This window comes from Massilia sp. Leaf139 (assembly GCF_001424165.1).
In the GTDB taxonomy this organism is placed as follows: domain Bacteria; phylum Pseudomonadota; class Gammaproteobacteria; order Burkholderiales; family Burkholderiaceae_D; genus Telluria.
Window position 1 is genome coordinate 1,157,311 of the sequence record NZ_LMOJ01000001.1, and the last position, 21,643, is coordinate 1,178,953.

The 21,643-nt window shown below is 67.0% G+C and carries 21 protein-coding genes; 6 read left to right on the top strand and 15 right to left on the bottom strand.

Annotation, left to right across the window (positions count from 1 at the left end):
• Window positions 1–3: 3 nt before the first annotated feature.
• From ASF77_RS05100 to ASF77_RS05135, 8 genes are all read right to left on the bottom strand, one after another.
• Entirely contained in the window at window positions 4–1,668 is a 1,665-nt protein-coding gene (locus tag ASF77_RS05100; protein WP_056335336.1) for an MFS transporter, read from the bottom strand.
• A complete protein-coding gene (locus ASF77_RS05105) occupies window positions 1,669–2,217 on the bottom strand; it encodes a TetR/AcrR family transcriptional regulator (protein WP_056335339.1) in 549 nt (182 codons plus the stop codon).
• 249 nt (window positions 2,218–2,466) lie between these two features.
• Complete coding sequence (locus ASF77_RS05110) at window positions 2,467–3,813, bottom strand: amino acid permease (RefSeq protein ID WP_056335342.1); 1,347 nt, start codon at window positions 3,811–3,813, stop codon at window positions 2,467–2,469.
• Window positions 3,814–3,959: 146 nt separating this feature from the next.
• Entirely contained in the window at window positions 3,960–4,442 is a 483-nt protein-coding gene (locus tag ASF77_RS05115) for a DUF6691 family protein (RefSeq protein ID WP_056335345.1), read from the bottom strand.
• 8 nt (window positions 4,443–4,450) lie between these two features.
• Window positions 4,451–4,882 carry a YeeE/YedE family protein gene (locus ASF77_RS05120; RefSeq protein ID WP_056335348.1) on the bottom strand — a complete coding sequence of 144 codons (432 nt, stop codon included), beginning with the start codon at window positions 4,880–4,882 and terminating at the stop codon, window positions 4,451–4,453.
• Window positions 4,883–4,899: 17 nt separating this feature from the next.
• Entirely contained in the window at window positions 4,900–5,712 is an 813-nt protein-coding gene (locus tag ASF77_RS05125; protein WP_056335351.1) for a TlpA disulfide reductase family protein, read from the bottom strand.
• A gap of 240 nt (window positions 5,713–5,952) precedes the next feature.
• Window positions 5,953–7,302: a hemolysin family protein gene (locus ASF77_RS05130; protein ID WP_307180134.1), complete on the bottom strand. Its 1,350-nt coding sequence runs from the start codon at window positions 7,300–7,302 to the stop codon at window positions 5,953–5,955.
• A gap of 138 nt (window positions 7,303–7,440) precedes the next feature.
• A complete protein-coding gene (locus ASF77_RS05135) occupies window positions 7,441–8,427 on the bottom strand; it encodes an alpha/beta hydrolase fold domain-containing protein (RefSeq protein WP_056335355.1) in 987 nt (328 codons plus the stop codon).
• Between the two features lie 77 nt (window positions 8,428–8,504).
• On the opposite strand from ASF77_RS05135, the gene ASF77_RS05140 reads away from it, so the two are divergent.
• Window positions 8,505–9,515: an amidohydrolase family protein gene (locus tag ASF77_RS05140; RefSeq protein WP_056335358.1), complete on the top strand. Its 1,011-nt coding sequence runs from the start codon at window positions 8,505–8,507 to the stop codon at window positions 9,513–9,515.
• Window positions 9,516–9,574: 59 nt separating this feature from the next.
• On the opposite strand, the gene ASF77_RS24490 is transcribed toward ASF77_RS05140, so the two are convergent.
• The 3 genes from ASF77_RS24490 to hmgA all read right to left on the bottom strand — a co-directional run bounded on the left by ASF77_RS24490 (window position 9,575) and on the right by hmgA (window position 12,048).
• Entirely contained in the window at window positions 9,575–10,156 is a 582-nt protein-coding gene (locus ASF77_RS24490) for a PEP-CTERM sorting domain-containing protein (protein ID WP_056335361.1), read from the bottom strand.
• Window positions 10,157–10,297: 141 nt separating this feature from the next.
• A complete protein-coding gene (locus ASF77_RS05150) occupies window positions 10,298–10,711 on the bottom strand; it encodes a secondary thiamine-phosphate synthase enzyme YjbQ (RefSeq protein WP_056335365.1) in 414 nt (137 codons plus the stop codon).
• A 14-nt stretch (window positions 10,712–10,725) separates the two neighbouring features.
• On the bottom strand, window positions 10,726–12,048 hold the full coding sequence (gene hmgA, locus ASF77_RS05155; RefSeq protein WP_056335368.1) for a homogentisate 1,2-dioxygenase: 1,323 nt from the start codon (window positions 12,046–12,048) through the stop codon (window positions 10,726–10,728).
• 107 nt (window positions 12,049–12,155) lie between these two features.
• Here hmgA and ASF77_RS05160 point away from each other — a divergent pair, with 107 nt between their 5' ends.
• Together ASF77_RS05160 and hppD are read left to right on the top strand one after the other, a co-directional pair.
• Entirely contained in the window at window positions 12,156–13,061 is a 906-nt protein-coding gene (locus ASF77_RS05160; RefSeq protein ID WP_056335371.1) for a LysR family transcriptional regulator, read from the top strand.
• 267 nt (window positions 13,062–13,328) lie between these two features.
• Complete coding sequence (hppD, locus tag ASF77_RS05165) at window positions 13,329–14,426, top strand: 4-hydroxyphenylpyruvate dioxygenase (protein WP_056335374.1); 1,098 nt, start codon at window positions 13,329–13,331, stop codon at window positions 14,424–14,426.
• A 92-nt stretch (window positions 14,427–14,518) separates the two neighbouring features.
• Here the strand turns inward: hppD and ASF77_RS05170 are convergent, their stop codons facing one another.
• Together ASF77_RS05170 and ASF77_RS05175 are read right to left on the bottom strand one after the other, a co-directional pair.
• On the bottom strand, window positions 14,519–15,136 hold the full coding sequence (locus ASF77_RS05170; protein ID WP_056335379.1) for a hemerythrin domain-containing protein: 618 nt from the start codon (window positions 15,134–15,136) through the stop codon (window positions 14,519–14,521).
• Between the two features lie 258 nt (window positions 15,137–15,394).
• The gene (locus tag ASF77_RS05175; protein WP_056335383.1) at window positions 15,395–15,865 is read right to left on the bottom strand and encodes a response regulator; all 471 of its coding nucleotides are present in this window, start codon (window positions 15,863–15,865) and stop codon (window positions 15,395–15,397) included.
• Window positions 15,866–16,211: 346 nt separating this feature from the next.
• On the opposite strand from ASF77_RS05175, the gene ASF77_RS05180 reads away from it, so the two are divergent.
• Together ASF77_RS05180 and ASF77_RS05185 are read left to right on the top strand one after the other, a co-directional pair.
• Entirely contained in the window at window positions 16,212–17,120 is a 909-nt protein-coding gene (locus tag ASF77_RS05180; protein ID WP_056335386.1) for a manganese catalase family protein, read from the top strand.
• Between the two features lie 185 nt (window positions 17,121–17,305).
• Window positions 17,306–18,172, top strand: a complete 867-nt coding sequence (locus tag ASF77_RS05185) for a ZIP family metal transporter (RefSeq protein ID WP_056335389.1) — start codon at window positions 17,306–17,308, stop codon at window positions 18,170–18,172.
• Window positions 18,173–18,349: 177 nt separating this feature from the next.
• Here ASF77_RS05185 and ASF77_RS05190 read toward each other — a convergent pair whose 3' ends face one another.
• Together ASF77_RS05190 and ASF77_RS05195 are read right to left on the bottom strand one after the other, a co-directional pair.
• Window positions 18,350–19,000: a dienelactone hydrolase family protein gene (locus ASF77_RS05190; RefSeq protein WP_056335392.1), complete on the bottom strand. Its 651-nt coding sequence runs from the start codon at window positions 18,998–19,000 to the stop codon at window positions 18,350–18,352.
• 145 nt (window positions 19,001–19,145) lie between these two features.
• A complete protein-coding gene (locus tag ASF77_RS05195) occupies window positions 19,146–20,489 on the bottom strand; it encodes an MFS transporter (protein ID WP_056335395.1) in 1,344 nt (447 codons plus the stop codon).
• 143 nt (window positions 20,490–20,632) lie between these two features.
• Between ASF77_RS05195 and cyoA the strand changes: the two genes are divergently transcribed.
• Window positions 20,633–21,643, top strand: coding sequence for a ubiquinol oxidase subunit II (cyoA, locus tag ASF77_RS05200; RefSeq protein WP_056335397.1), 1,011 nt, complete (start codon window positions 20,633–20,635; stop codon window positions 21,641–21,643).

Consider the following 21,643-nt stretch of genomic DNA (forward strand, 5'->3'; position numbering starts at 1 on the left):
GTTTCAGGTGGTGGCGTTGGGCGACGCCGGGTTGGAAGCGGCCGCGTCGAGGCGGCGGTTGCGGATCGCGGCGCGTACCGCCACGAACAGGGACCAGAACAGGAACAGCAGGGCCAGCACGCCGGACAGCGCGAAGACGTCGTTAAAGGCGCGCACGTTGGCCTCGCGCCGCGCGATCTGCGCCAGCAGGGCGGTTCCCTGCGCAGCGCGCAGGGCCGGATCGGCCACGGTGCCGCCGTAGATCCCGGCCTGCAGCTGCAGGCGCCGGGCCACCTGCGGATCGGCGGGGTTCAGTTGCGACACCAGCTCGGTCGAATACACCTGTTCGCGGTGCAGTTGATAGGTGCTGAGCAGGGCCGAACCGGTGAGGGCGCCCAGGGTCTGGGTCATCGACAGCACGACCGTAAAGGTAATCACGTAGTTCGGGCCGAACTTCAGGGCCTGGGTGATCCCGAGCAGCACCAGGGGGCCGAGGAACATGCCGCTGCCGAGGGCGACCAGGAACTGGCTGAAGTAAAAGTCCTGCGGCCGGTCCAGGCTGGTGCGGCCGTAGTCGAGGGCCGCGGCAGCACCGAACAGCACGATGGCGACGATGATCTGCGGGATCAGGGTCTTGGGGCTGAAGGTGAGCGAACTGGCTGCGATGCCGCAGACGGTGCCGGCCAGGATCACGGCGAACAGCGGCTGCATCTGATCGGGCCCCATCCCCAGCACGCGCAGCAGGCCGACCGCGCCCACGGTCTGCTCGGTGGTGAGGAAACGGATCAGGAAGGCGCCGACGATGAAGCGCAGCATGGTCGGCGTGGCCAGCCAGCGCGTCTGGATCAGGGGATTTTCACGGTGGTGCTCGATGTAGAGGGCCGCGCTGAGCAGCACCAGGGCGCCGATCGCCAGGTAGGCCAGCCAGACTTCGTCGAACCACCAGTGCGCATAGCCCTGGGCCAGCAGCGCGACCAGCATGGCCGCGCCGGGCGCCATCAGGGCGAAGGTGAGGAAGTCGAGCTTCTCGAAGACCTTGATGTGCATCCCTGGCGGGAGCTTCAGTACGACCACCGCGGCCAGCGAGCACAGGGCCAGCCCGGCTTCGAACAGATACAGGTTGTGCCACTGGCCGTAGACCAGCAGGGTAGGCGAGAGCAGCCAGGCCAGGGGCGTGGCCAGCTGCGGGATGCCGACGCCCACCACCACCATCTTGCCGGTATAGGCGCGCGGCATGGCCTGCAGCATGTAGAGCATCGACAGGGTGGTGGCCGCCGCGCCCGCGAAGCCGCTCACCGCGCGTACCGCGACCGCCATGGTGAAGCCGCCCACCATCAGGTGCAGCAGGGTCACGGCCGCGTACAGGGCCAGGCCGATCTCGGTGAACAGGCGCAGGCCGTACTGCTGGCGGAACTTGAACACCACCAGGTTGACCGTGATGTTGACCATCACGTAGGCGGCCGGCAGCCAGGTCGCCTCGCTCGGCGTCAGGCCGAGCTGGCCGCCGATCGCCGGCAGGTTGGCCGAGACCAGCGCGTTGCCGAGGCCGCCGGTGATGCCGACCAGGAGCGCGACCGCCGCATAGGCCAGGCGCACGGCCGGCGTGTGATAGGGCATCGAGGCCGAGCCTGGCAGGGTGGGCTTTTCGTGCTCCTCCCAGTCCGGCGTCGGCTTCAGTAGCTGGGCCATCTAGCGTCCCCGCCGGGGTGGGCCCAGGCCGTCCTGCAGGAGTTCGAGCGCGCGCCGCACCAGGTTGCGGCGTTTGGCCGGGGTGGCGCCGCGCAGCGCGGCGCCCAGCATGCCCGCCACCAGCACCAGGTCGGCCGGACGCAGGTCGGCGCGGCATTCCTCGCGCGCCTGGCTGGCGGCCAGCGGCGCCCGGAACAGCTTCGCCAGGCGTTCGCGCGCGCCCGTGGCCGCCGGATGGCCGGGTTCGAGCGCGCGCCAGTAGTCGGCCAGCGCGGGCGACGCGACGAGCGCCAGGCCGACCTGCTCGACGAGGCCGAACAGGTCGTGCGCCGGCGCAGCGCTTTCCAGGACGCCGATCGCGCGTTCGAACAGGGCCTCGACCAGCGCCGCGCGGTCGGGGAAGTTGCGGTACAAGGTGGCGCGGCCGACGCCGGCGCGCGTGACGACCAGGTCGAGCGGGGCCGTGATGCCGCGTTCGGAGAACACCGCATCGGCGGCATCGAGAATCTGGTCGCGCCGCAGCGCGGCATCGGAGCGCAGTAAGGTCATGGTTGTGGACACCGTTGTCCGGTTGGTTCAGACCAGAATACTGCGATGCGGCGCGAATGAGCGCACGGCTGGGGATTGGGTGGAGGGGAGCGGCCCGTTACCGAAGAGGGTGCAAGGAGGCGTGCGTAACACGTGGGCTCGGGGAGCCCACCCTACGGTGCGCTGCGGCGTCGTACGCGTTTGCGATTACCGGCGCTCGTAGGGTGGGCGCCCCGCGCCCACGCGGAGTAACGAATCTTCAGCGCCGACTCAGCGCGCGACCCGCCGCTGCCGGATCGCATACCCCACGCACAGCACCAGCAGCCACACCGGGATCAAGTACACCGACATCCGCAGCCCCGGCGTCATGTACATCACCACCGTGATCCCCGCCAGGAAGGCCAGGCACAGCCAGTTCGCCAGCGGGTGGAAAGGACTCGGGAACAGCGTCCGCTGTCCAGCCTTGGCTTTCCTGAAGCGCAGGTGCACGATCGAGATCGTCGCCCAGTTGATGATCAGGCCCGACACGGCCAGGCCCATCATCATGCCGAAGGCTTCGCGCGGCAGGAAGTAATTTACCGCGATGCAGGCCGCCGTCACCAGCGAGGACACGCCCAGCGCCGCCAGCGGCACGCCGTGCTTCGTCACGTTCATCAGGAAGCGCGGCGCATTGCCCTGCGCGGCCAGGCCGTAGAGCATGCGCGTGTTGGCATACACGCCGCTGTTGTAGACCGACAGCGCGGCCGTCAGCACGACGACGTTGAGCACCGTGGCGACCATGGGGCTGTCGAGCGCCGCGAAGATCAGCACGAAGGGGCTGCCGCCGCCCGCCACTTTCTGCCACGGGAACAGCGAGAGCAGGATGAATAGGGCGCCGACATAGAAGATCAGCACGCGCCACAGCGCCTGGTTGGTCGCGCGCGGGATCGAGCGCGCCGGATCGTCCGCTTCGGCCGCGGTGATGCCGATCAGTTCCAGGCCGCCGAAGGAGAACATGATGACGGCCATCGCCATCACCATGCCGCTCACGCAGTTCGGGAAGAAGCCGCCATGCTGCCACAGGTTGGCCACGCCCGCTTCCGGGCCGGCCGTGCCGGAGACCAGGAGGTAGCCGCCGAACAGGATCATGCCGATCACGGCCACGACCTTGATCACCGCGAACCAGAATTCGAGCTCGCCGAAGGCCTTCACGTTGAGCAGGCTGAAGGAATTGATGATGACGAAGAAGACCAGCGCCGAGACCCAGGTCGGCACCTCGGGGAACCAGTACTGGACATAGATGCCGGCGCCGGACAGCTCGGCCATCGTGACGAGGATGTACATCACCCAGTAGTTCCAGCCGGCGATGTAGCCGGCCATGTGGCCGCCGTACTTGTCGGCGAAATAGGCGACCGAACCGGCGACCGGCTCGTCCACCACCAGCTCGGCCAGCTGGCGCATGATCAGGAAGGCGACGATGCCGGCGATGCCGTAGCCGAGCAGCACCGAGGGGCCGGCCATCTGGATGGTCTGCGCGATGCCGAGGAAGAGCCCGGTGCCGATGGCGCCGCCGAGGGCGATCAGCTGGATGTGCCGGCTTTTCAAGCCGCGTTTGAGTTGCTGCGAGGGTTCTGCCATGGCCGCCTGCCGGTGTACAAAAGTCAATGATTCTAATGCATTTGGGCAAACGGGGGGATGAATACGGACGCGCGCGCCGCGGAGCAAGGTTTATCTATAAATGGCCGACGGACACGTTTGCAACGCGTGGGCTCGGAGAGCCCACCCTACAACAGCTGCGCACCGTAGGGCGGGCATGCCCGCGTGACGGCCGCTGAAGCGGCCTTGCGCCGCCGCTGCGCCAGCCCTTCGAGGAAGGAAAACGCCGCCATCCCCGCCACCATCGCCCCGACGAACAACAGCGGCCCGCGCAAGCCCGTCGCCAGCGAAGCCAGCGCCGGCCCCGGACAAAACCCCGCCAGTCCCCAGCCCACGCCGAACACGAGGCTGCCCAGCAGCAGGCGGCGGTCGATGCCGCCTGCAGCCGGCAGGCGCAGCGGGGTTCCCAGGAGCGACGCGGGCTGCCCGCGCGCCAGCCGGAAGCCCACGGCCGCGACCAGGATCGCGCCGCCCATCGTGAACAGCAGCGAAGGATCCCAGGCCCCGGCCAGGTCGAGGAAGGCGAGCACCTTGCCCGGATCGGTGAGACCCGAGAGGATCAATCCGAGCCCGAACAGCAGGCCGATGAGGAAGGTGGCGATCAGGTACATGCGGATTCTCAGGCGGCCACATGGCGCAGCAGATAGACGGTGACGAAGCCGGCGCCCACGAACACGCAGGTGGCAGCCAGCGAGCGCGGCGACAGGCGCGCCATGCCGCACACGCCGTGCCCGCTGGTGCAGCCGCTGCCGTAGCGGGTGCCGGCGCCGACCAGCAGCCCGGCAGCGACCAGCATGCCGTCGCCGGCGGCGATGTGCAGCTCCGGCAGCGGACGCAGCAGCCCCCAAACGACCGGCGCCAGCACCAGGCCGAGCAGGAACAGCACGCGCCAGGCGGTCTCGCCGCGCCGGGGCGGGAGCAGGCCGCCGAGGATGCCGCTGATGCCCGCGACACGGCCGTTTACGAGGATCAGCAGGGCCGCCGCGAGGCCGATCAGCATGCCGCCGGCAAGCGCTGTCCATGGCGTGAACGCATTCCAGTCGATGTGCATGTGTCCTCCTGCCCGGTTCAGTGCGGCGCGGCCAGCGTCTCCAGCCGTTCCTCGAGCGCCGCGCGCGAGAGTTCGCCCATGTGGCGTCCCGCCAGCATACCGCGTCCGTCGTAGAACAGGGTGGTCGGATAGCCGACGGCGTCGAAGGCGCGCGCGGCCGTGCGCGCAGGGTCGAGCAGGACATTCTGCGGCGCGACGCCGGCTTCACGCAGGTAGGCGCCGACGGTCGCGCCGTCCTCGCCCACGTTTACGAACAGGAAGGCGACCCCGGGATGCGCGGCCTGGGCGGCGGTCAGGGCCGGCATCTCGCGCCGGCAGGGCGGGCACCAGCTGGCCCACAGGTTGACCACGACCGGGCGCCCCTTGAATGCGTCCAGCGCGACGGCTCCGCCGCCGAGCCGCTGGAGGGCGATGGCCGGCAGCGGCGTTGCGGCCGGCGCGCCGGCGCGGATCGCGACCGTGGCGCCGGCCCAGACCACGACGCCGCACAGGGCCGCCGTCGTCAAGGGGCGACGCAAGGCCGGATGGCGGCGCAGCTGTTCGAAGCCCACCGCGCAGGCCGCCAGCAGGCCGGCAAAGGCGACGAAGCCGCCGTCCCGGATGTCGAGCATGGCGAGCGGGGTGCCGCGATATGTGTCGAAGTGCTCCAGTACGAAGGCGGCGCGCGCGGCGACGAAGCCCCACAAGGTCATCTGCCACAGGGCCGGGGCAGCGTCGACGCCGCGCCGCTTCTGCCACAGCCAGGCCGCCCCGTTCGCCGCGAACAGCGCGCCCAGCGGCGCGAGCACGCGCAGCGGCAAGACCAAAGGCCCGAGGTTGATGGCATCCATGCTGCGCTCCGTCGTCGATCGAAAGCGCAAAGGATAATGCGGCAGTATTAACGGAACGTTAAGGAAGGCGACGGCATGCCGATCGCCGATCGCCGATTGCAGCCGGCGCCCGGCCTCGCACCGATCGACCCGGCGTTTCGTCGTTTCGTCCGATCGCCCGTGCGCGCGGCGCCCACGTTTGGCATAGTCGCGCCAAACGACAAGGAGGGATAAATGGAAGGAAGGAGGTTGAAGACGGCTTCAGGCCGCGTCGCCGCGCACCCCGTCCTCGTCGGCTTCCGCGGGCGCGGGCGGCACGTGGGTCACCAGCAGCTTGTCGATGCGGTTGCCGTCCATGTCGACCACCTCGAAGCGGTACTCGCCCCATTCGACGCAGTCGGCGCCGCGCGGGATGTAGCCGAGCTGGAAGAGCATGAAGCCGGCCAGCGTGTGGTAGGCGCCCGTGTCCTCGCCGGGGAAGCGCAGGTTCGTTCCCATCAGGTCGCGGAAGCGCTCGAGCGCGACGCTGCCGTCGACCAGCCAGCTGCCGTCCTCGCGCTGGACAGCGTCGATCTCGTCGTCCTCGCCGATGACGGAGACATCGCCCACCAGAGCGCTCATCACGTCGGTCAGCGTGACCATGCCCTGGATGTCGCCGTATTCGTCGACGATCAGGGCGATCTCCGCCTTGTTCTTCTTGAACAGTTCGAGCACGCCCATCGCGCTCACGCTCTCGGGCACGTACAGGATCTCCTGCACCGCCCGTTCGATGTCGATCGCATCGACGTTGCCGGTGCGTACGGCCTGCGCCAGCAGGTCGCGCGTGTGGACGAAGCCGATGATCTGCGAGCGGTCGCCGCGGCAGACCGGCATGCGGCTGTAGCGGCTGCAGGCGATGCGCGCCAGGTTGTCCTCGCGCGGGATGTCGAGGTCGACCAGGGTGAGGTCGACGCGCGGCGTCATCAGGGCCTTCAGGTGCTGGTCGTCCAGCCGCAGTGCGCGCGAGACGATGTCGTATTCGGTCTTCTCGAACACGCCGGCGTCGGTGCTCTCCTTGATCATGCCGGTGATGTCTTCCTCGGTCGGCGCCGCTTCCTTGTGGCGGCCGATGCCGAGCAGGCGCACGATGGCCTCGGTGGCCAGCGCAAGGATCTTCACGAAGGGCGACATCACCATCGAGAGCAGGCGCAGCGGCGGCGCGATCAGCGTGGCCATCGCTTCCGGATACTGCATCGCGATCCGCTTGGGCACCAGTTCGCCCAGGATGATCGAGGCGAAGGTGATGCAGACCACCACCAGGCCGAGCGCGACCTGGTAGGCATACGGCGCGATGACGGGGATTTCCTTGAACTGCGGCGTCAGGTGGGCCACCAGCGAGGCCTCGCCGAAGGCGCCGTTGAAGATGCTGATCAGGGTGATGCCGACCTGCACCGTGGAGAGGAAGTGGCTCGGTTCGTCGGCCAGGTCGAGCGCGGCGCGCGCACCGCGGCTGCCTTCGAGGGCCGCCTTTTCGAGCCGCATCCGTTTGGCCGAGACCAGCGCCAGTTCCGACATCGCAAACACGCCATTCAGCAGGATCAGGAAAAGGATGATCAGGATATCGGTCATCATGGCGCGGGGTCGGGTCTCCGAAGGGCTTGCCGGGCCGGTGCCGGGGCGCGCTGCGGCGCCGATGTCGTCAGGTTCGAACTTGTCGATAGTGAAATGACATCATCGCACGTTCGCGCGCACGGCCCGCGCACCGCAGGCTCACGCTGTGCTGCGGACAGTGCTGCACTCCCACGCCGCGATGCATGCGCGAATCCAGGCGTGGGTGCGCGCCTGGGCCAGGGCGGACAGCGGCGTCGGGAAATGAAGGAAGCCGTGCGGCGCCTCCGGCAGCAGCTGCAGCTCGGCGTCGCCGCTCTCGTTCCAACGCGCGGCCATCAGCAAGCTGTCGTCGCGCAGCGGATCGCGTTCGCCCGCGAACAGCAGGGCCGGCGGCAGGCCGGAGAGGTCGCCGTACAGGGGCGAGCAAGGCGCCTGGCGCCGTTCGGTGTCGCCGCATTCGGGAGTGAGCATGCGCAGCGCCCCGACCATGCCGGGCCCGTCCAGCACCAGCGTCTCCGGCCCGGCCGCGCGTACGCTCGGACTGCCGCCGAGGTCGTACACGCCGTAATAAAGCACGGCGCCGGCGATGCGCTGCGGCAGGGGCGCGGCCGCCTTCAGGCGCAGCAGCACGGTCGCGGCCAGGTGGGCGCCGGCGGACTCGCCGAGGATGAACAGGGGCAGCTCCGCGAATTCGCGCAGGCCGGGGCCGAGCAGCCAGCGCGCGGCGGCCAGGCAATCGTCCATCGCGCCCTGCAGCGCTACGCGCGGCAGCAGCCGGTAGTCGACCGAAGCCACCGCCACCTGGCAGGCGGCGGCCAGCGCAGCGTTCAGGCGGTCGTCCATACGCGCATTGCCGATCACCCAGCCGCCGCCGTGGATGTCGAGCACCACGCCCTTCACAGGGCCGGCCGGGCGCAGGACACGCAAGGGCACGCGCAGGCCGTCGATCGCCGCCCAATGCCGTTCGACGCGGATGCCGCGCCGCGCCAATCTGCCGTCGGCGCCGAGCTGGCCGGCGCGCAGCAGCCATTGCGCCACCGCCGGCGTGAAGCGGTTGCGGATCCGGAAGCGCGGCAGGCGTGCCAGCCGCGCGTTAAAGCGGAGCACGGCCTGCAAGGCTGCGTCGTCGAGCACGATCTTCGTCATGAATCAAAAGGGGCCGTCCGCGGGACGGCTTTCAAAAAAGCCTTGCGTCCATTCTACCCATCCACGAGGAGACACCCATGCACCACACACTCACGGCCCTGCTGGCGGCTGCCGCGCTGCTCTGCGGCGCCGCGCACGCTCGACACCAGGCCCCCGCCCAGCCCACGCCCGCCGCCGACTATCACCAGCACGTGTTCAGCGACGAGATCATCGCCCTGATCGGCCCCGGCTCGGGCCTCGTGCCGCTGCCGGCGAAAGACCTGATCCCGCTGCTGGACGCGGCCGGCATCCGGAAGGCCGTGCTGCTCTCGACCGCCTACATGTACGGCAGCGCGAACCGGAAGGTCGACAATGAATATGCGCGTGTGCGCCGCGAGAACGACTGGACGGCGGAGCAGGCCGCGCAGTACCCGGATCGCCTGATCGCCTTTTGCGGCATCGCGCCGATGAAGGACTATGCGCTCGAGGAGATCAGGCGCTGCGCCGGCCGGCCCGGCCTGAAGCACGGCATCAAGCTGCACCTCGGGAATTCGGACGTGCAGCTCGGCGAGCCGGCCCACCAGGCGCGCCTGGCCGAGGTGTTCGCCGGGGCCGACCGCGCCGGGATGGCGATCCTGGTGCACATGCGCGCCAGCATCCGCCACAAGCGGCCCTACGGCGCGGCCGAGGCGCAGGCATTCCTCGACAAGGTCTTGCCGGCGGCGCCGAACGTGCCGGTGCAGGTCGCGCACCTGGCCGGCACCGGCCCCGGCTACGACGATCCGCCCTCGCGCGACGTGCTCGCCGTGCTGGCCGAGGCGATGGAAAAGCGTCACCCGGCGACGCGCAACCTGTGGTTCGACGTGGCCTCGATCGCGCAGAACGACACCACGCCGGAGGACGCGGCCGAGCTGGCCAAACGCCTGCGCCAGATCGGATTGACGCAGGTGCTGTACGGCTCCGACTCGGCGCAAGGCGGCAACCTGCGCCCGCGCGAGGCCTGGGCGGCCTTTCGCAAGCTGCCGCTGACGGCAGGCGAGTTCGAGCAGGTGGCCCGGAACCGGCCGCCGTACATGAAGGACTCCCCTGTGCGAGAGGAGCGGCCCTAAGAAAAATGGCGCCCCGCGGGGGCGCCATGTGCGTGATGCAGGCTTGCGCGAGGAGCGGATCAGCCGCGGCGGCGCAGCAGGACGCCCGCCAGGCCCAGGCCGAGCAGGGCCAGCGAGCCTGGTTCGGGCACCTTGGCGGGCGGCGGCGGCTCGACAAGCGGAGCGCCGGCGACGAAGCGCCAGTGGCTCAGGCGCTGGGCATTGCACTTGCTGTCGTCGCCGACGGCGCAGTCGCCGCCGATCAGGTAGTTCACGTCCTGGGCGCGGAAGGCCAGCTGGGCCACGTCCTTCTCGTTGCGGAAGAAATAGGTATCGAGGTTCGTATTGAACTTGGTGTTCTTCGGCATGCCGAACTTGAGCAGGAAATAGCCGGCCTCGGTCGGTGCATCCTGCAGGATCCACAGTCCGCTGGCGCTGTCGTAGCGCACGCTCGGGGTATTGTCGTACTGGAGGTCGCCCTTGTCGAAGTCCAGCTTGCTCAGCGCTTCGAATTTGAGCAGCACGTCGGGGTCGCCGGAGTTCTTCATGGCGTAAGCCTCGAGGATGGTATCGGCGATCGGCACCGCCGTGGCACTGCCCGCTGCAAACATCATTGCGGCGACCGCCGCGCTCAGGACGCTCTTCAAGTTCGATGGCTTCATGGATTCCCCCAGGTTGGATACAAGCTCAACTATTAGCAAACATCATGCCTGAGAGTATAACTTATTGATTTAAATCAATCAAAGATAATAAAACTTCCATATTAGTTGTTTAATGTAAAGTTTCCCGACAGCGTTCAGTGTTCAACCCAGAACGGTGATGACCACCGTGCGCCGGTGCGGTGCGCTGCGGTGCTCCCACAGATACAGGCCCTGCCAGGTTCCCAGCAAGAGCGCACCGCCGCCCACCGGAATGGTGACGCCGGTGTCGGTAAGGACGTTGCGCGCATGGGCGGCCATGTCGTCCGGCCCCTCGTCGTCATGGCGGTAGGCCGGATCGCCGTCCGGCGCCAGGCGCGCCAGGATAGTCTCGAGGTCGCGCCGCACGTCGGGATCGGCATTCTCGGTGATCGTCAGCGAGCAGCTCGTGTGCTGCACGAAGACATGGGCGATGCCGGTGTCCACGCCGGCACGCGCGACCGCCGCGTTGACGGCGCGCGTGATGTCCTGGGTGCCGCGTCCGCGCGTCTCAACTTGCAGGATTTCCTGGTGCGCCATGGCGGCCTCTTTGCTCAGGGCGTGCGCCGGAAGTTTTTCTGGATGCCGGCCCAGCAGTCCTGGTAGCCGCCCTGCAGCTGGGGCGAGGCCAGTGCGTGTGTGGTCGGGCACAGCACGTGGCGCGTCTCGAACATGAAGGCCATGGTGTCGCCCACCTTGGCCGGCTTGCCCGTGTCGGCATTGCTGGCTTTCTCGAAGGTGGCCGCATCCGGCCCGTGGCCGCTCATGCAGTTGTGCAGACTGGCCCCGCCCGGAACGAAACCCTCGGCCTTGGCATCGTAGGCGCCGTGCACCAGTCCCATGAACTCGCTGGCGACGTTGCGGTGGAACCAGGGCGGGCGGAAGGTGTCTTCGCCCACCAGCCAGCGCGGCGGGAAGATCACGAAGTCGAGCGTGTCCACGCCCGGCGTGTCGCTTGGCGCCTGCAGCACCAGGAAGATCGACGGGTCGGGATGGTCGTAGCTGATCGAGCCGATGGTATTGAAGTGGCGCAGGTCGTATTTATAGGGCGCGTAGTTGCCGTGCCAGGCGACCACGTCCAGCGGCGAGTGCCCGATCTTCGCGCTCCACAGGTTGCCGCAGAACTTGGCGACCAGTTCAAAATCGCCCTCGCGTTCTTCGAAGCGGGCCACGGGCGCGAGGAAGTCGCGCGGGTTGGCCAGACCGTTCGAGCCGATCGGGCCCAGGTCGGGCAGGCGCAGCAGGGCGCCGAAATTCTCGCAGATATAGCCGCGCGCCTCGCCATCCGGAAGGCGCACCTGGAAGCGGATGCCGCGCGGGACGACGGCGATTTCCTGCGGTTCCAGCGCGATCGTGCCGAGCTCGGTGGCGATTTCCAGCCGTCCCTGTTGCGGCACGATCAGCAGTTCGCCGTCGGCCGAATAGAAGAACTTGTCCGTCATCGAACGGTTCGCCGCGTACAGGTGGATGGCGCAGCCGCTCATGCTCTCGGCCGAACCGTTGCCCGCCATGGTCACCAGTCCCTCGACGAAATCGGTGGGCGCGGCGGGCATCGGCAGCGGGCTCCACCGCATCTGGTCGGGCGGCGGCGCCACCTCGGCGAAGTTGCCGACGATGCGTCCCTTGTCGATCTGCCGGAAGGGGCCGTGCATGGCGGCCGGGCGGATGCGGTAGAGCCAGGAGCGGCGGTTGTGCGCGCGCGGGGCGGTAAACGCCGTGCCGGAAATCTGTTCGGCATACAGGCCGTAGGCCACGCGCTGCGGCGAATTGCGGTGCGCGGGCAGGGCGCCGGGCAGGGCTTCGCTGGCGAATTCGTTGCCGAAACCGGATTGGTAGCCGGCGAGCTGGTCGGTTTGGGTGCCGATGTGGATGGTCATTGCGTCTCCTGGCGAGCATGGTTTTCCGCACTCTAAGTCAGGCGTTGGCGTTTTACGACGTGAATAGAAAAATGTAGACTATTCATCATATCAATATTGGACAAGCCATGATCGAACCCCACGACGTCGACTTGAACTTGCTGGCCGTGTTCCAGGAGGTCTACCGCGAACGGCAGATCTCGGGCGCCGCGCGGCGCCTGAACCTGAGCCAGTCGGCCGTCAGCAACGCGCTGGCGCGGCTGCGCCGCCTGTTCGGCAATGAGCTGTTCGTGCGCACCGGGCAGGGCATGCAGCCTACGCCCTTCGCCGAAAGCCTGGCCGAGCCGGTCGGCAGCGCCCTGGCACAGGTCACGCTGGCCTTGAACCGCCGCAGCGGTTTCGACCCGGCCGGCAGCACGCGCCGCTTCAGCATCGCCATGACCGACGTGGGCGAGGTGCATTTCATGCCCGCCCTGATCGAGCGCTGCCGCGCGCTGGCGCCGCTTGTGCAACTCAGCTCGCGCCGCGCCGGCAGCATCGCACTCAAGGAAGAGATGGAAAGCGGCCGCGTCGACCTCGTGATCGGCCCCTTCGACGACATCTCGGAAGCGCTGTACCAGCGGCTGTTGTTTCGCCAGCCCTATGTCAGCATGGTGCGCCGGGGGCATCCGCTGACCGTCGGCAAGGTCGACCTGGCGCGCTTCGCCGCGGCGGAGCACCTGTTCGTCGACTCCAGCGAAAGCCCCTACGACCGCATCAACCAGCTGCTGGAAAAAGCGGGGATCGGCGCCTCGACCCGCTTCCGGGTGCCGCATTTCACCGCCGTCCCCTACATCATCGGGAGCAGCGACCTGGTGGTCACGGTGCCGCAGCGGCTGGCCGAGCGCGCCGGCCCCCCCTTCGGCCTGGCCTGGATCACGCCGCCACTGCAACTGCCGCTCCTGCAGACCAACATGTTCTGGCACCGGCGCTACAACCAGGATCCGGGTAACCAGTGGCTGCGCGGCATGGTCGCCGATACCTTCGGCCAGTGAGCTCCAAAAGCGCCGGAAAAAATCGTCTTTGCGCGCGCCCGGCTGTCGGGTATGCTCCGCCGCGAGCATGACGATTCGACATCGTCGTCCGCGGAGCGGCGCGTAACTGGCGTATCATTCCGGTCGTTCCGCATCCGTCCCGAAGGGACGCCATGCTCGGGATCGGCGCAGGTTCCGCGCTGCGCCGCCCGCAGGGTTCCGCCAGGCAGCACGCTCATGAGGCGGGCGCCGGCTGGAGGAGATCATATGCACCGAAAAGGAAAAGAGATGGCTGACCTGTTTGACAATCCAATGGGCCTGATGGGCTTCGAATTCGTCGAGTTCGCCTCGCCGACGCCGGGCGTGCTCGAACCGCTCTTCGAGAAACTGGGCTTCACCAAGGTGGCCGTCCACCGCTCGAAGAACGTCGTGCTCTACCGCCAGGGCGAGATCAATTTCATCGTCAACAACGAACCGAAGAGCTACGCGGCCTATTTCGCCGCCGAGCACGGCCCCTCGGCCTGCGGCATGGCCTTCCGCGTCAAGGATTCGCACGCCGCCTATAAGCGCGCGCTGGAACTGGGCGCCCAGGCCGTCGACATCCCGACCGGCCCGATGGAACTGCGCCTGCCTGCCATCAAGGGCATCGGCGGCGCGCCGCTCTACCTGATCGACCGCTTCGAAGACGGCAAGTCGATCTATGACATCGACTTCGAATTCCTGCCGGATGTCGAGCGCCGCCCGGCCGGTCACGGCCTGAAGATCATCGACCACCTGACCCACAACGTCTACCGCGGCCGCATGGCCTTCTGGGCCGGCTTCTACGAAAAACTCTTCAACTTCCGCGAGATCCGCTACTTCGACATCAAGGGCGAGTACACCGGCCTGACCTCGAAGGCGATGACGGCGCCGGACGGCAAGATCCGCATTCCGCTGAACGAAGAGGGCAAAGCGGGCGGCGGCCAGATCGAGGAATTCCTGATGCAGTTCAACGGCGAAGGCATCCAGCACATCGCCCTGCTGACAGACGACCTGATCACAACCGTCGACGGCCTGCGCGCCGCCGGCGTGCCCCTGATGAGCGCGCCGCCTGAAACCTATTACGAGATGCTCGACGGCCGCATTCCGGGCCACGGCGAGAATGCGGGCGAACTCCAGGCGCGCGGTCTGCTGCTCGACGGTAACGTCGTGGACGGCAAGCCGCGCCTGCTGCTGCAGATCTTCTCGGAAACCCAGCTCGGGCCAGTGTTCTTCGAATTCATCCAGCGCAAGGGCGACGACGGCTTCGGCGAGGGGAATTTCAAGGCGTTGTTCGAGTCGATCGAGCGCGATCAGGTGAAGCGCGGCGCGATCGGGCAGGCGGCGGAAGCGGCGGAAGCGGCGTAAGCGTCGCGGCCGATGCAGGGTGGACTCGGGAGTCCGCCCTGGCTTGGTATCCGCGCCGATCGGGCGCGACCAGGTCGCGCCCGTGGGCCTTCTCAGGTCGGATTGGCCCAGGTCTGGGTATTCGCCGCGGGGGTGCCCGGCTTCTTGATCAGCGAGCCCAGCGCCAGCAAGGCGCTGACGCCGCCCACCACCAGCGCAGTGGTACTGTGCGAAAAGCCCACGGCGTGGCTCTTGGCCAGCTTGCCGGCTTTCGGCGCGATCAGTTCCATGCGGCGCTTGGTCATCTGCGAACCGAGTTCCGACAGGCGCGCCTTGCTCATCAGGGTTTCGGCCTGCGGCAGCAGCGTCGTTTCCTCGTCGGCCACGTGGTGGATCACGTCGCGCATCAGTTCCAGCAAGATCTTGTCGTGACGTGGATCGGACGCGCTGGTGCGGCGCAGTTCCGCGATCAGGCGGCGCATGTCGTTGTGCTCAGGCTCGGCCTTGTGGACGAACGGCTCACCCTTGTCGAGCTGGCGCATCACCGGATAGAAGACTTCCTCTTCCAGCGTGGCGTGGATCTCGAGCGCCGTGCAGATGGTATCGGCCAATGCTTTCTTCACGCTCGGCGACTTGTCCTTCGTGTACTGGTGGAACGTCACCATCACATGCGAGTGATCGAAGCGGATCATGTCGGTGATGGTCGGGCTCAGTTGGTTCAAAGAAAACATTTTGTAGACCCTCCGGATTGACGAATAATTAAGATCGTAGTCCGGTCAGCAGGCGCACGACGTAGGAATGCTTCGCATGGCGTTGTCGGCCAAGGCCGCGCGTTTACCATCCAAACAACGCCATCAAAACAACTCGAATGCCGGCGTCTCTGCCTCCTCTCGCCCCGTCTAGCGGCGGTTGTCCATGCCGGTCAGCTCCTGCTCGGCCTGCTGCCAGGTTGCCTGGCCGTCGACGTCGACGTCCGGCGGCTGCAAGAGTTACAGCAGCATGTTCAGCACCGTCAGGCGCTGGCCGAGTTCGTCGTGCAGCCCGCGCGCGAGCCGCTTGCGCTCGTTTTCCTGGGCCGTCACGAGCTGCAGCGGCAGGCGCGCCAGCTGGTTCTTGAACAGGTAGTCGACGGCGCCGGCGCGCAGCGCGTCGACGATGGCCTCCTCGCGCGTCACGGCCGCCATTGCAATCAGGGGAATGTCGGCATGCGCCGCGCGCAGGATGGCGAGCGCCTCGAGCGCGCCGAAGGCGGGCAGTACGACGTTGGCCAGCACCAGGTCGGGCTTCGCCCCCTGCGCCAGCGCCGCGCGGAAAGCGGCGTCGTCAGTTACCCGCTCGACGTTCGCGGGGAGACCGGCACGGCGCAGGTGATGGGCGAACGGTTCGGCGTCGAAGGGGTCATCGTCGACCAGGGGCAGGCGCATGGCGGCCGCGTCCTGAACGACGTCAGCGTCCAGCATTCCGGAATGCGCCTCGTGCGCAAACGGAGTCTGCATCTTCTATTTATATGGGCAGCTAGGGTAGCTCCGATCTTAGCGCCGCCAGGGGGGGCAGGCGGCGTACGTAATTGTTGTGTAACCGAAAGTCGTAAATATAGGCTAAATCCAGCCGGAAACAGACGTTTCGGGCTTGATAGTTTGTCACCCATGTCCTACATCGACACGGCCAGCATGCTGATTACTTGTCATCCTCCGCCTGAGAAGATGAGCCATGTTCGACTGACGGTGCAAGGCCGTGCAGCCGTATTGGTAGGGCGTCGCACGCTGTCGCGTGGACGCTTAGTTTTCATCTATCGGAGGAGTCGGAATGTTTGCACATAACAAACGCCTGCAATACACCGTGCGTGTCGCCGGGCCCAACCCTGGACTGGCGAACCTCATGCTCGAGCAGTTCGGCGGCCCGCAGGGCGAGCTGGCGGCGGCCATGCGTTACTTCACCCAGGCCGTATCGGAAGACGATCCAGGCCGCAAGGACATGCTGTTCGATATCGCGACCGAGGAACTGAGCCACCTCGAGGTGATCGGCCACATCGTCGCGATGCTGAACAAGGGCGCCAAGGGCCAGCTGGCGGAAGCCGTCGATACTGAAGCCGAGATGTACCGCAAGATCACCGGCGCCGGCAACGATTCCCACATCACCCAGGTGCTGTACGGCGCCGGCACCCCGTTGACCAACTCGGCCGGCGTGCCCTGGACGGCAGCCTATATCGACTCGATCACCGAGCCGACGGCCGACCTCCGTTCGAACATCGCCGCCGAGTCGCGCGCCAAGATCGTCTACGAGCGCCTGATCGCGCTGACCGACGACCCGGGCGTGAAGGAGGCGCTCGGCTTCCTGATGACGCGCGAAGTGGCGCACCAGAAGTCCTTCGAGAAGGCGCTGTACTCGATGGAGTCGAACTTCCCGGCCGGCAAAATGCCAGTCGATCCACGCTTCTCCAGCGTGTACTACAACATGTCCCAGGGCCCGGGCGAAATGCGCGGCCCATGGAACCAGGGCCCGCAGTGGGACTTCGTCACCGACCGCGAGAAGCAGATGGGCGTCGACGGCGGTTCTGGCGAAGCCGAGGTCAAGCTGCCGACGAGTGACGTCGAGGTGCTGAAGCAGATGCAGATGCGCACCATGTCCGATCCGACCAAGGATCCGCAGACCGGCGCCGAACTGGGCCTCGATCCGTCGACGCCGAAGGGCGCTTCGGCGGTGAGCAAGCCCTGAGCGACTAGCTTGGGCTGAGCAGTAACGAGCGGCGCGCGCAGGGGCGGACACGAAACCGCCTCGCGCGCGCCGCGGCCGTCGGGGTTTTTGTTACGCTGGCTTATGGCGGCGGCATCTGCTCCGGCGGACAGAAGGGATCGTGGATGGAATCCAGAACACAGAAATTGCGTTGGATCGGCGCGCTCATGCGCGCGCTCACGGTACGGCGCGTCATTGGCCTGCTGATCTGTTCGGCGGGCTGCCTGTTATTGCTCGGCAGCCTGGTCGAGCAGCTGATCAATGCCAATCCGAAGATGCATGCGGCGCTGCTGGGCGGCGCCACGGCGGCGGCAGCCACCGCGCTGGGCACCTTGCCGGTCTTGTTTTCACAGAATTTTTCGAAGCGCACCTATGACGGCTTCCTCGGCTTCGGCGCCGGCGTGATGCTGGGCGCGACGGCCTTTTCGCTCGTCATTCCGGCCCTGGCCGCCGCGCGCGCGGCCGGCGCGGGCGCGTGGGAAGCGAGCCTGTCGGCCGGCGCCGGGATCATGGCCGGCGCCGGCGCCATCCTCCTGCTGAGCCGGGCCACGGCGCCGGCCCAGGTGCTGGTGGGCGACGTCCACGGCAACTCGCTGCGTCGCGCCTGGCTGTTCGTCACGGCGGTGGCCCTGCACAACCTGCCCGAAGGGATGGCGATCGGTGTTGCCTATGCGGGTATCGACATCGAAAAGGCGCACTCGCTGACCACGGGCGTCTCGATCCAGGACGTGCCGGAGGGACTGGTGGTGGCGCTCGCCCTGCGCACGGTAGGCTACAGCCGCCTGACCTCGGTCGGGCTCGGGGTCTTGTCTGGCGTGATCGAGCCGGTCGCGGCGGCGTTTGGCGTGGCCCTGATCGGGATTTCAGGCGGCTTGCTGCCGTTTGCGCTGGCAGCCGCCGGTGGGGCGATGCTGTTCGTGATCGTCAACGACGTGATTCCGGAGATGCGCGAGAACGGGAACGGGACGTCGGCGACGATTGCGCTTGTCTTCGGGTTCATTTTGATGACGGTGCTGGATACGGCATTGGCTTGAATCCTTGCTTGTTTTTCACCGTTTCCGGCACGGGTGAATGTGCGGCGTGCGGAGGCACGTAACGCGGGCATGCCCGCCCTACGTACGGCAAACATCGTTGACGGTCGCGCACCGTAGGGCGGGCATGCCCGCGTGACGGTCGCCGGCATGTTGCACGGTCATTGTCGACCGGCGCCATCACGGGTCGAAATGCCGCACGAACCACTGCGCGGCCAACTCTCCCACCCGATCCAGCGCCCCCGGCTCCTCGAACAGGTGTCCGGCGCCCGGCACCACCTCCAGCCTCGACTCGCACCGCAATTGCGCCTGCGCCTCCCGGTTCAGCCCGAGCACGGCGCCATCCTCGCCGCCGACGATCAGCAAGGTCGGCGCGAGTACCTGCGCGGCGGCCGGCCCGGCGAGATCGGGCCGGCCGCCGCGCGAGACCACGGCGGCGATGCCGGTGCCGCTGTCGGCCGCGACGCGCAGCGCGGCGGCCGCGCCCGTGCTGGCGCCGAACAGCCCCAGGGGTAGCGGCGCAGTGAGCGGTTCGGTGCCGAGCCAGCGGGCGGCGGCCTGCAGGCGGCTGGCCAGCACCTCGATGTCGAAGCGGTTGCGCACGTCCGTGTCTTCCTCGACCGTGAGGAGATCGAGCAGCAGGGTGGCCACGCCGGCGTCCTGCAGCGCGGCCGCCACCTGCAGGTTGCGCACGCTGTGGCGGCTGCTGCCGCTGCCGTGGGCGAACAGGACGACGCCGATCGGATCGGCGGGCAGGGCGAGCATGCCTTCGAGGCCGGCCGCGCCCGCGTTGACGGTGACGAGCCGGTTCACGGGCTGATGAGGAGTCATGGCCATCTCCGCACAAACTCGTTGGACAGCATCCACATAACGAAAAATTCGCAAAAAATTCGCAAAAAATCCGGCCGAACGCGAAGGTTCGGCCGGATTTCAGGTGCAACGTGCCGCCCGGGGGAGGGCGGCATTCGTCGACTGTCTAGTCGCGGATCTCCAGCTTGCGGTTCAGGCTCAGCGCCGCCAGCGAGCCGACCGCGCCCGACAGCAGGTAGAGGCTGACGTAGCCGAGACCGAAGTTGGCCGACAGGCCGAGGGCGACCAGCGGGGCGAAGGCAGCGCCCACCAGCCAGGCCAGATCGCTCGTCAAGGCCGCGCCGGTGTAGCGGAAGCGCGATTCGAAGTTCGAGGTCACGGCGCCCGCGGCCTGGCCGTAGGACAGGCCGAGCAGGCCGAAGCCGATCAGGATGAAGGCGTTCTGGCCGGCCTCGCCGCCGTCGAGCAGCATCGGGACGAAGGCCGAGAAGATCGCGATCAGGGCGGCCAGGGTGCCGAGCGTGGTGCGGCGGCCGACCTTGTCGGCGACGATGCCCGAGATCAGGATGCAGACGGCGGCCACGCCGGCGCCCCACATCTGGATGTACAGGAAGCCGCTGATCGGTCGGGTGTCGTAGAGCTGCATCCAGGACAGCGGGAACACGGTCACCAGGTGGAACAGGGCGTAGCTGGCCAGGGCGGCGAGGGCGCCGATGACGATGTTGGCGCCCTGGGTGCGGGCCAGTTCGCCGACCGGGGCCGGATCGAGTTCATGGCAGTCGAGCAGGCGCGAATATTCCGAGGTCGAGATGAGGCGCAGGCGCGCGAACAGGGCGACGACGTTCAGCGCAAATGCGACGAAGAAGGGGAAGCGCCAGCCCCAGACCAGGAAGTCGTCGGTCTGCAAGTTGTCCAGCATGTAGGCAAAGATACCGGCGGCGATCAGGAATCCTAACGGTGCGCTCAGTTGTCCGAGCATCGCGTACCATCCGCGCTTGTGTTCGGGTGCGTTCAGGGCCAGCAGCGACGGCAGGCCGTCCCATGAACCGCCCTGGGCTACGCCTTGCGCGATGCGCATCAGCGAGAGCAGCACGATCGCCGTGGAACCGATCTGGGCGTAAGTGGGCAGGAAGGAAATCACGACGGTCGCGGTGCCCATCAGGAAGAGGGCAATGGTCAGCTTGATTTCCCGGCTGAAGCGCTCCTGGATCTTCATGAAGACGATGGTGCCGATCGGGCGCGCGATGAATGCGAACGCAAAAATCGTAAACGAGTAGAGTGTGCCTTCCAGCCGGTCAGCCCACGGGAAAAATACCGCGGGAAAGACGAGGACAGAAGCGATCGCGTAGACGAAGAAGTCGAAATATTCGGAGGCGCGGCCGATGACCACGCCGACGGCGATGTCGCCCGGGGAAATATGGCCGTCCCGGGCGTTGATATTACGGGCTCCGCTATGCGGGGCAGTGACGGGAGCGGCTCCTGCGCCGCCGTAGGTATTCGTGCTTTGCATATTCTTCGTCTCCAGGTAAGTGCGCGGCCCCCAGAGTGATCCCCTGGCCTGGGCAAGGGTGGGACAAAACGTCCAATGTGCAACGAAGGCCGATGGCAGTACAGTAGCATGTTCTCATTCCCATGTAACGTTAGATACCTAGCATGATTCCTAAAATTGTCCGACCCGGACTGTCCTTACTCCTGCTTGCGGTGCTGTCCGGCTGCAACACGGTGGTAATGAACCCCTCCGGTGATATTGCCAAGCAGCAGGCCGACCTGATTACGGTCTCCGTCCTGCTCATGTTGATCATCGTCGTCCCGGTGATGCTCCTGACCGTGTTCTTCGCCTGGAAATACCGCAAGAGCGCGAACGCGAAGTACGAGCCGGACTGGGATCACTCGACCAAGCTCGAACTGGTGATCTGGGGCGCGCCCCTGCTGATCATCATCGCGCTGGGCCTGATCACCTGGATCAGCACCCACAAGCTCGACCCTTATCGTCCGCTCGAACGCCTGGACGAGAACCGCCCGATCCCGGCCGGCACCAAGGTGCTGGAAGTGCAGGTGGTCTCGCTCGACTGGAAGTGGCTGTTCATCTACCCGGAGCAGGGCATCGCCACCGTCAATGAACTGGTCACCCCGGTCGACACCCCGGTGCGCTTCAAGCTGACCTCGTCGACCGTGATGAACACCTTCTACATCCCGACCCTGGCCGGCATGATCTACACGATGCCGGGCATGGAGACGACGCTGAACGCGGTGATCAACAAGGCCGGCGACTACAAGGGCCAGTCGGCCAACTTCAGCGGCGACGGTTTCTCGCACATGAAGTTCGCCTACCGCGGCACCAGCCAGGCCGACTTCGACGCCTGGGTCAACAAGGTCAAGACCAGCAGCACGGCCCTCGGCCGCAACGACTACCTGACCCTTGAAAAGCCGTCGGAAAAAGAACCGGTCAAGCATTACGGCAGCGTCATGCCGAACCTGTTCCTGTCGATCGTGAACCGCTGCGTGGCCGAAGGCGCCGTCTGCATGAACCACCAGATGGCCATGGACGCCCAGCGCGTGCGTAACGACATCGCCCTCAAGCAGCTCCCGCAAGACGCCAAGCGCAACGTGGCGCAGGCGGACGCCGAAGTGTGCGAAACCCCTACCAATCCTGTGAAGAAGTAA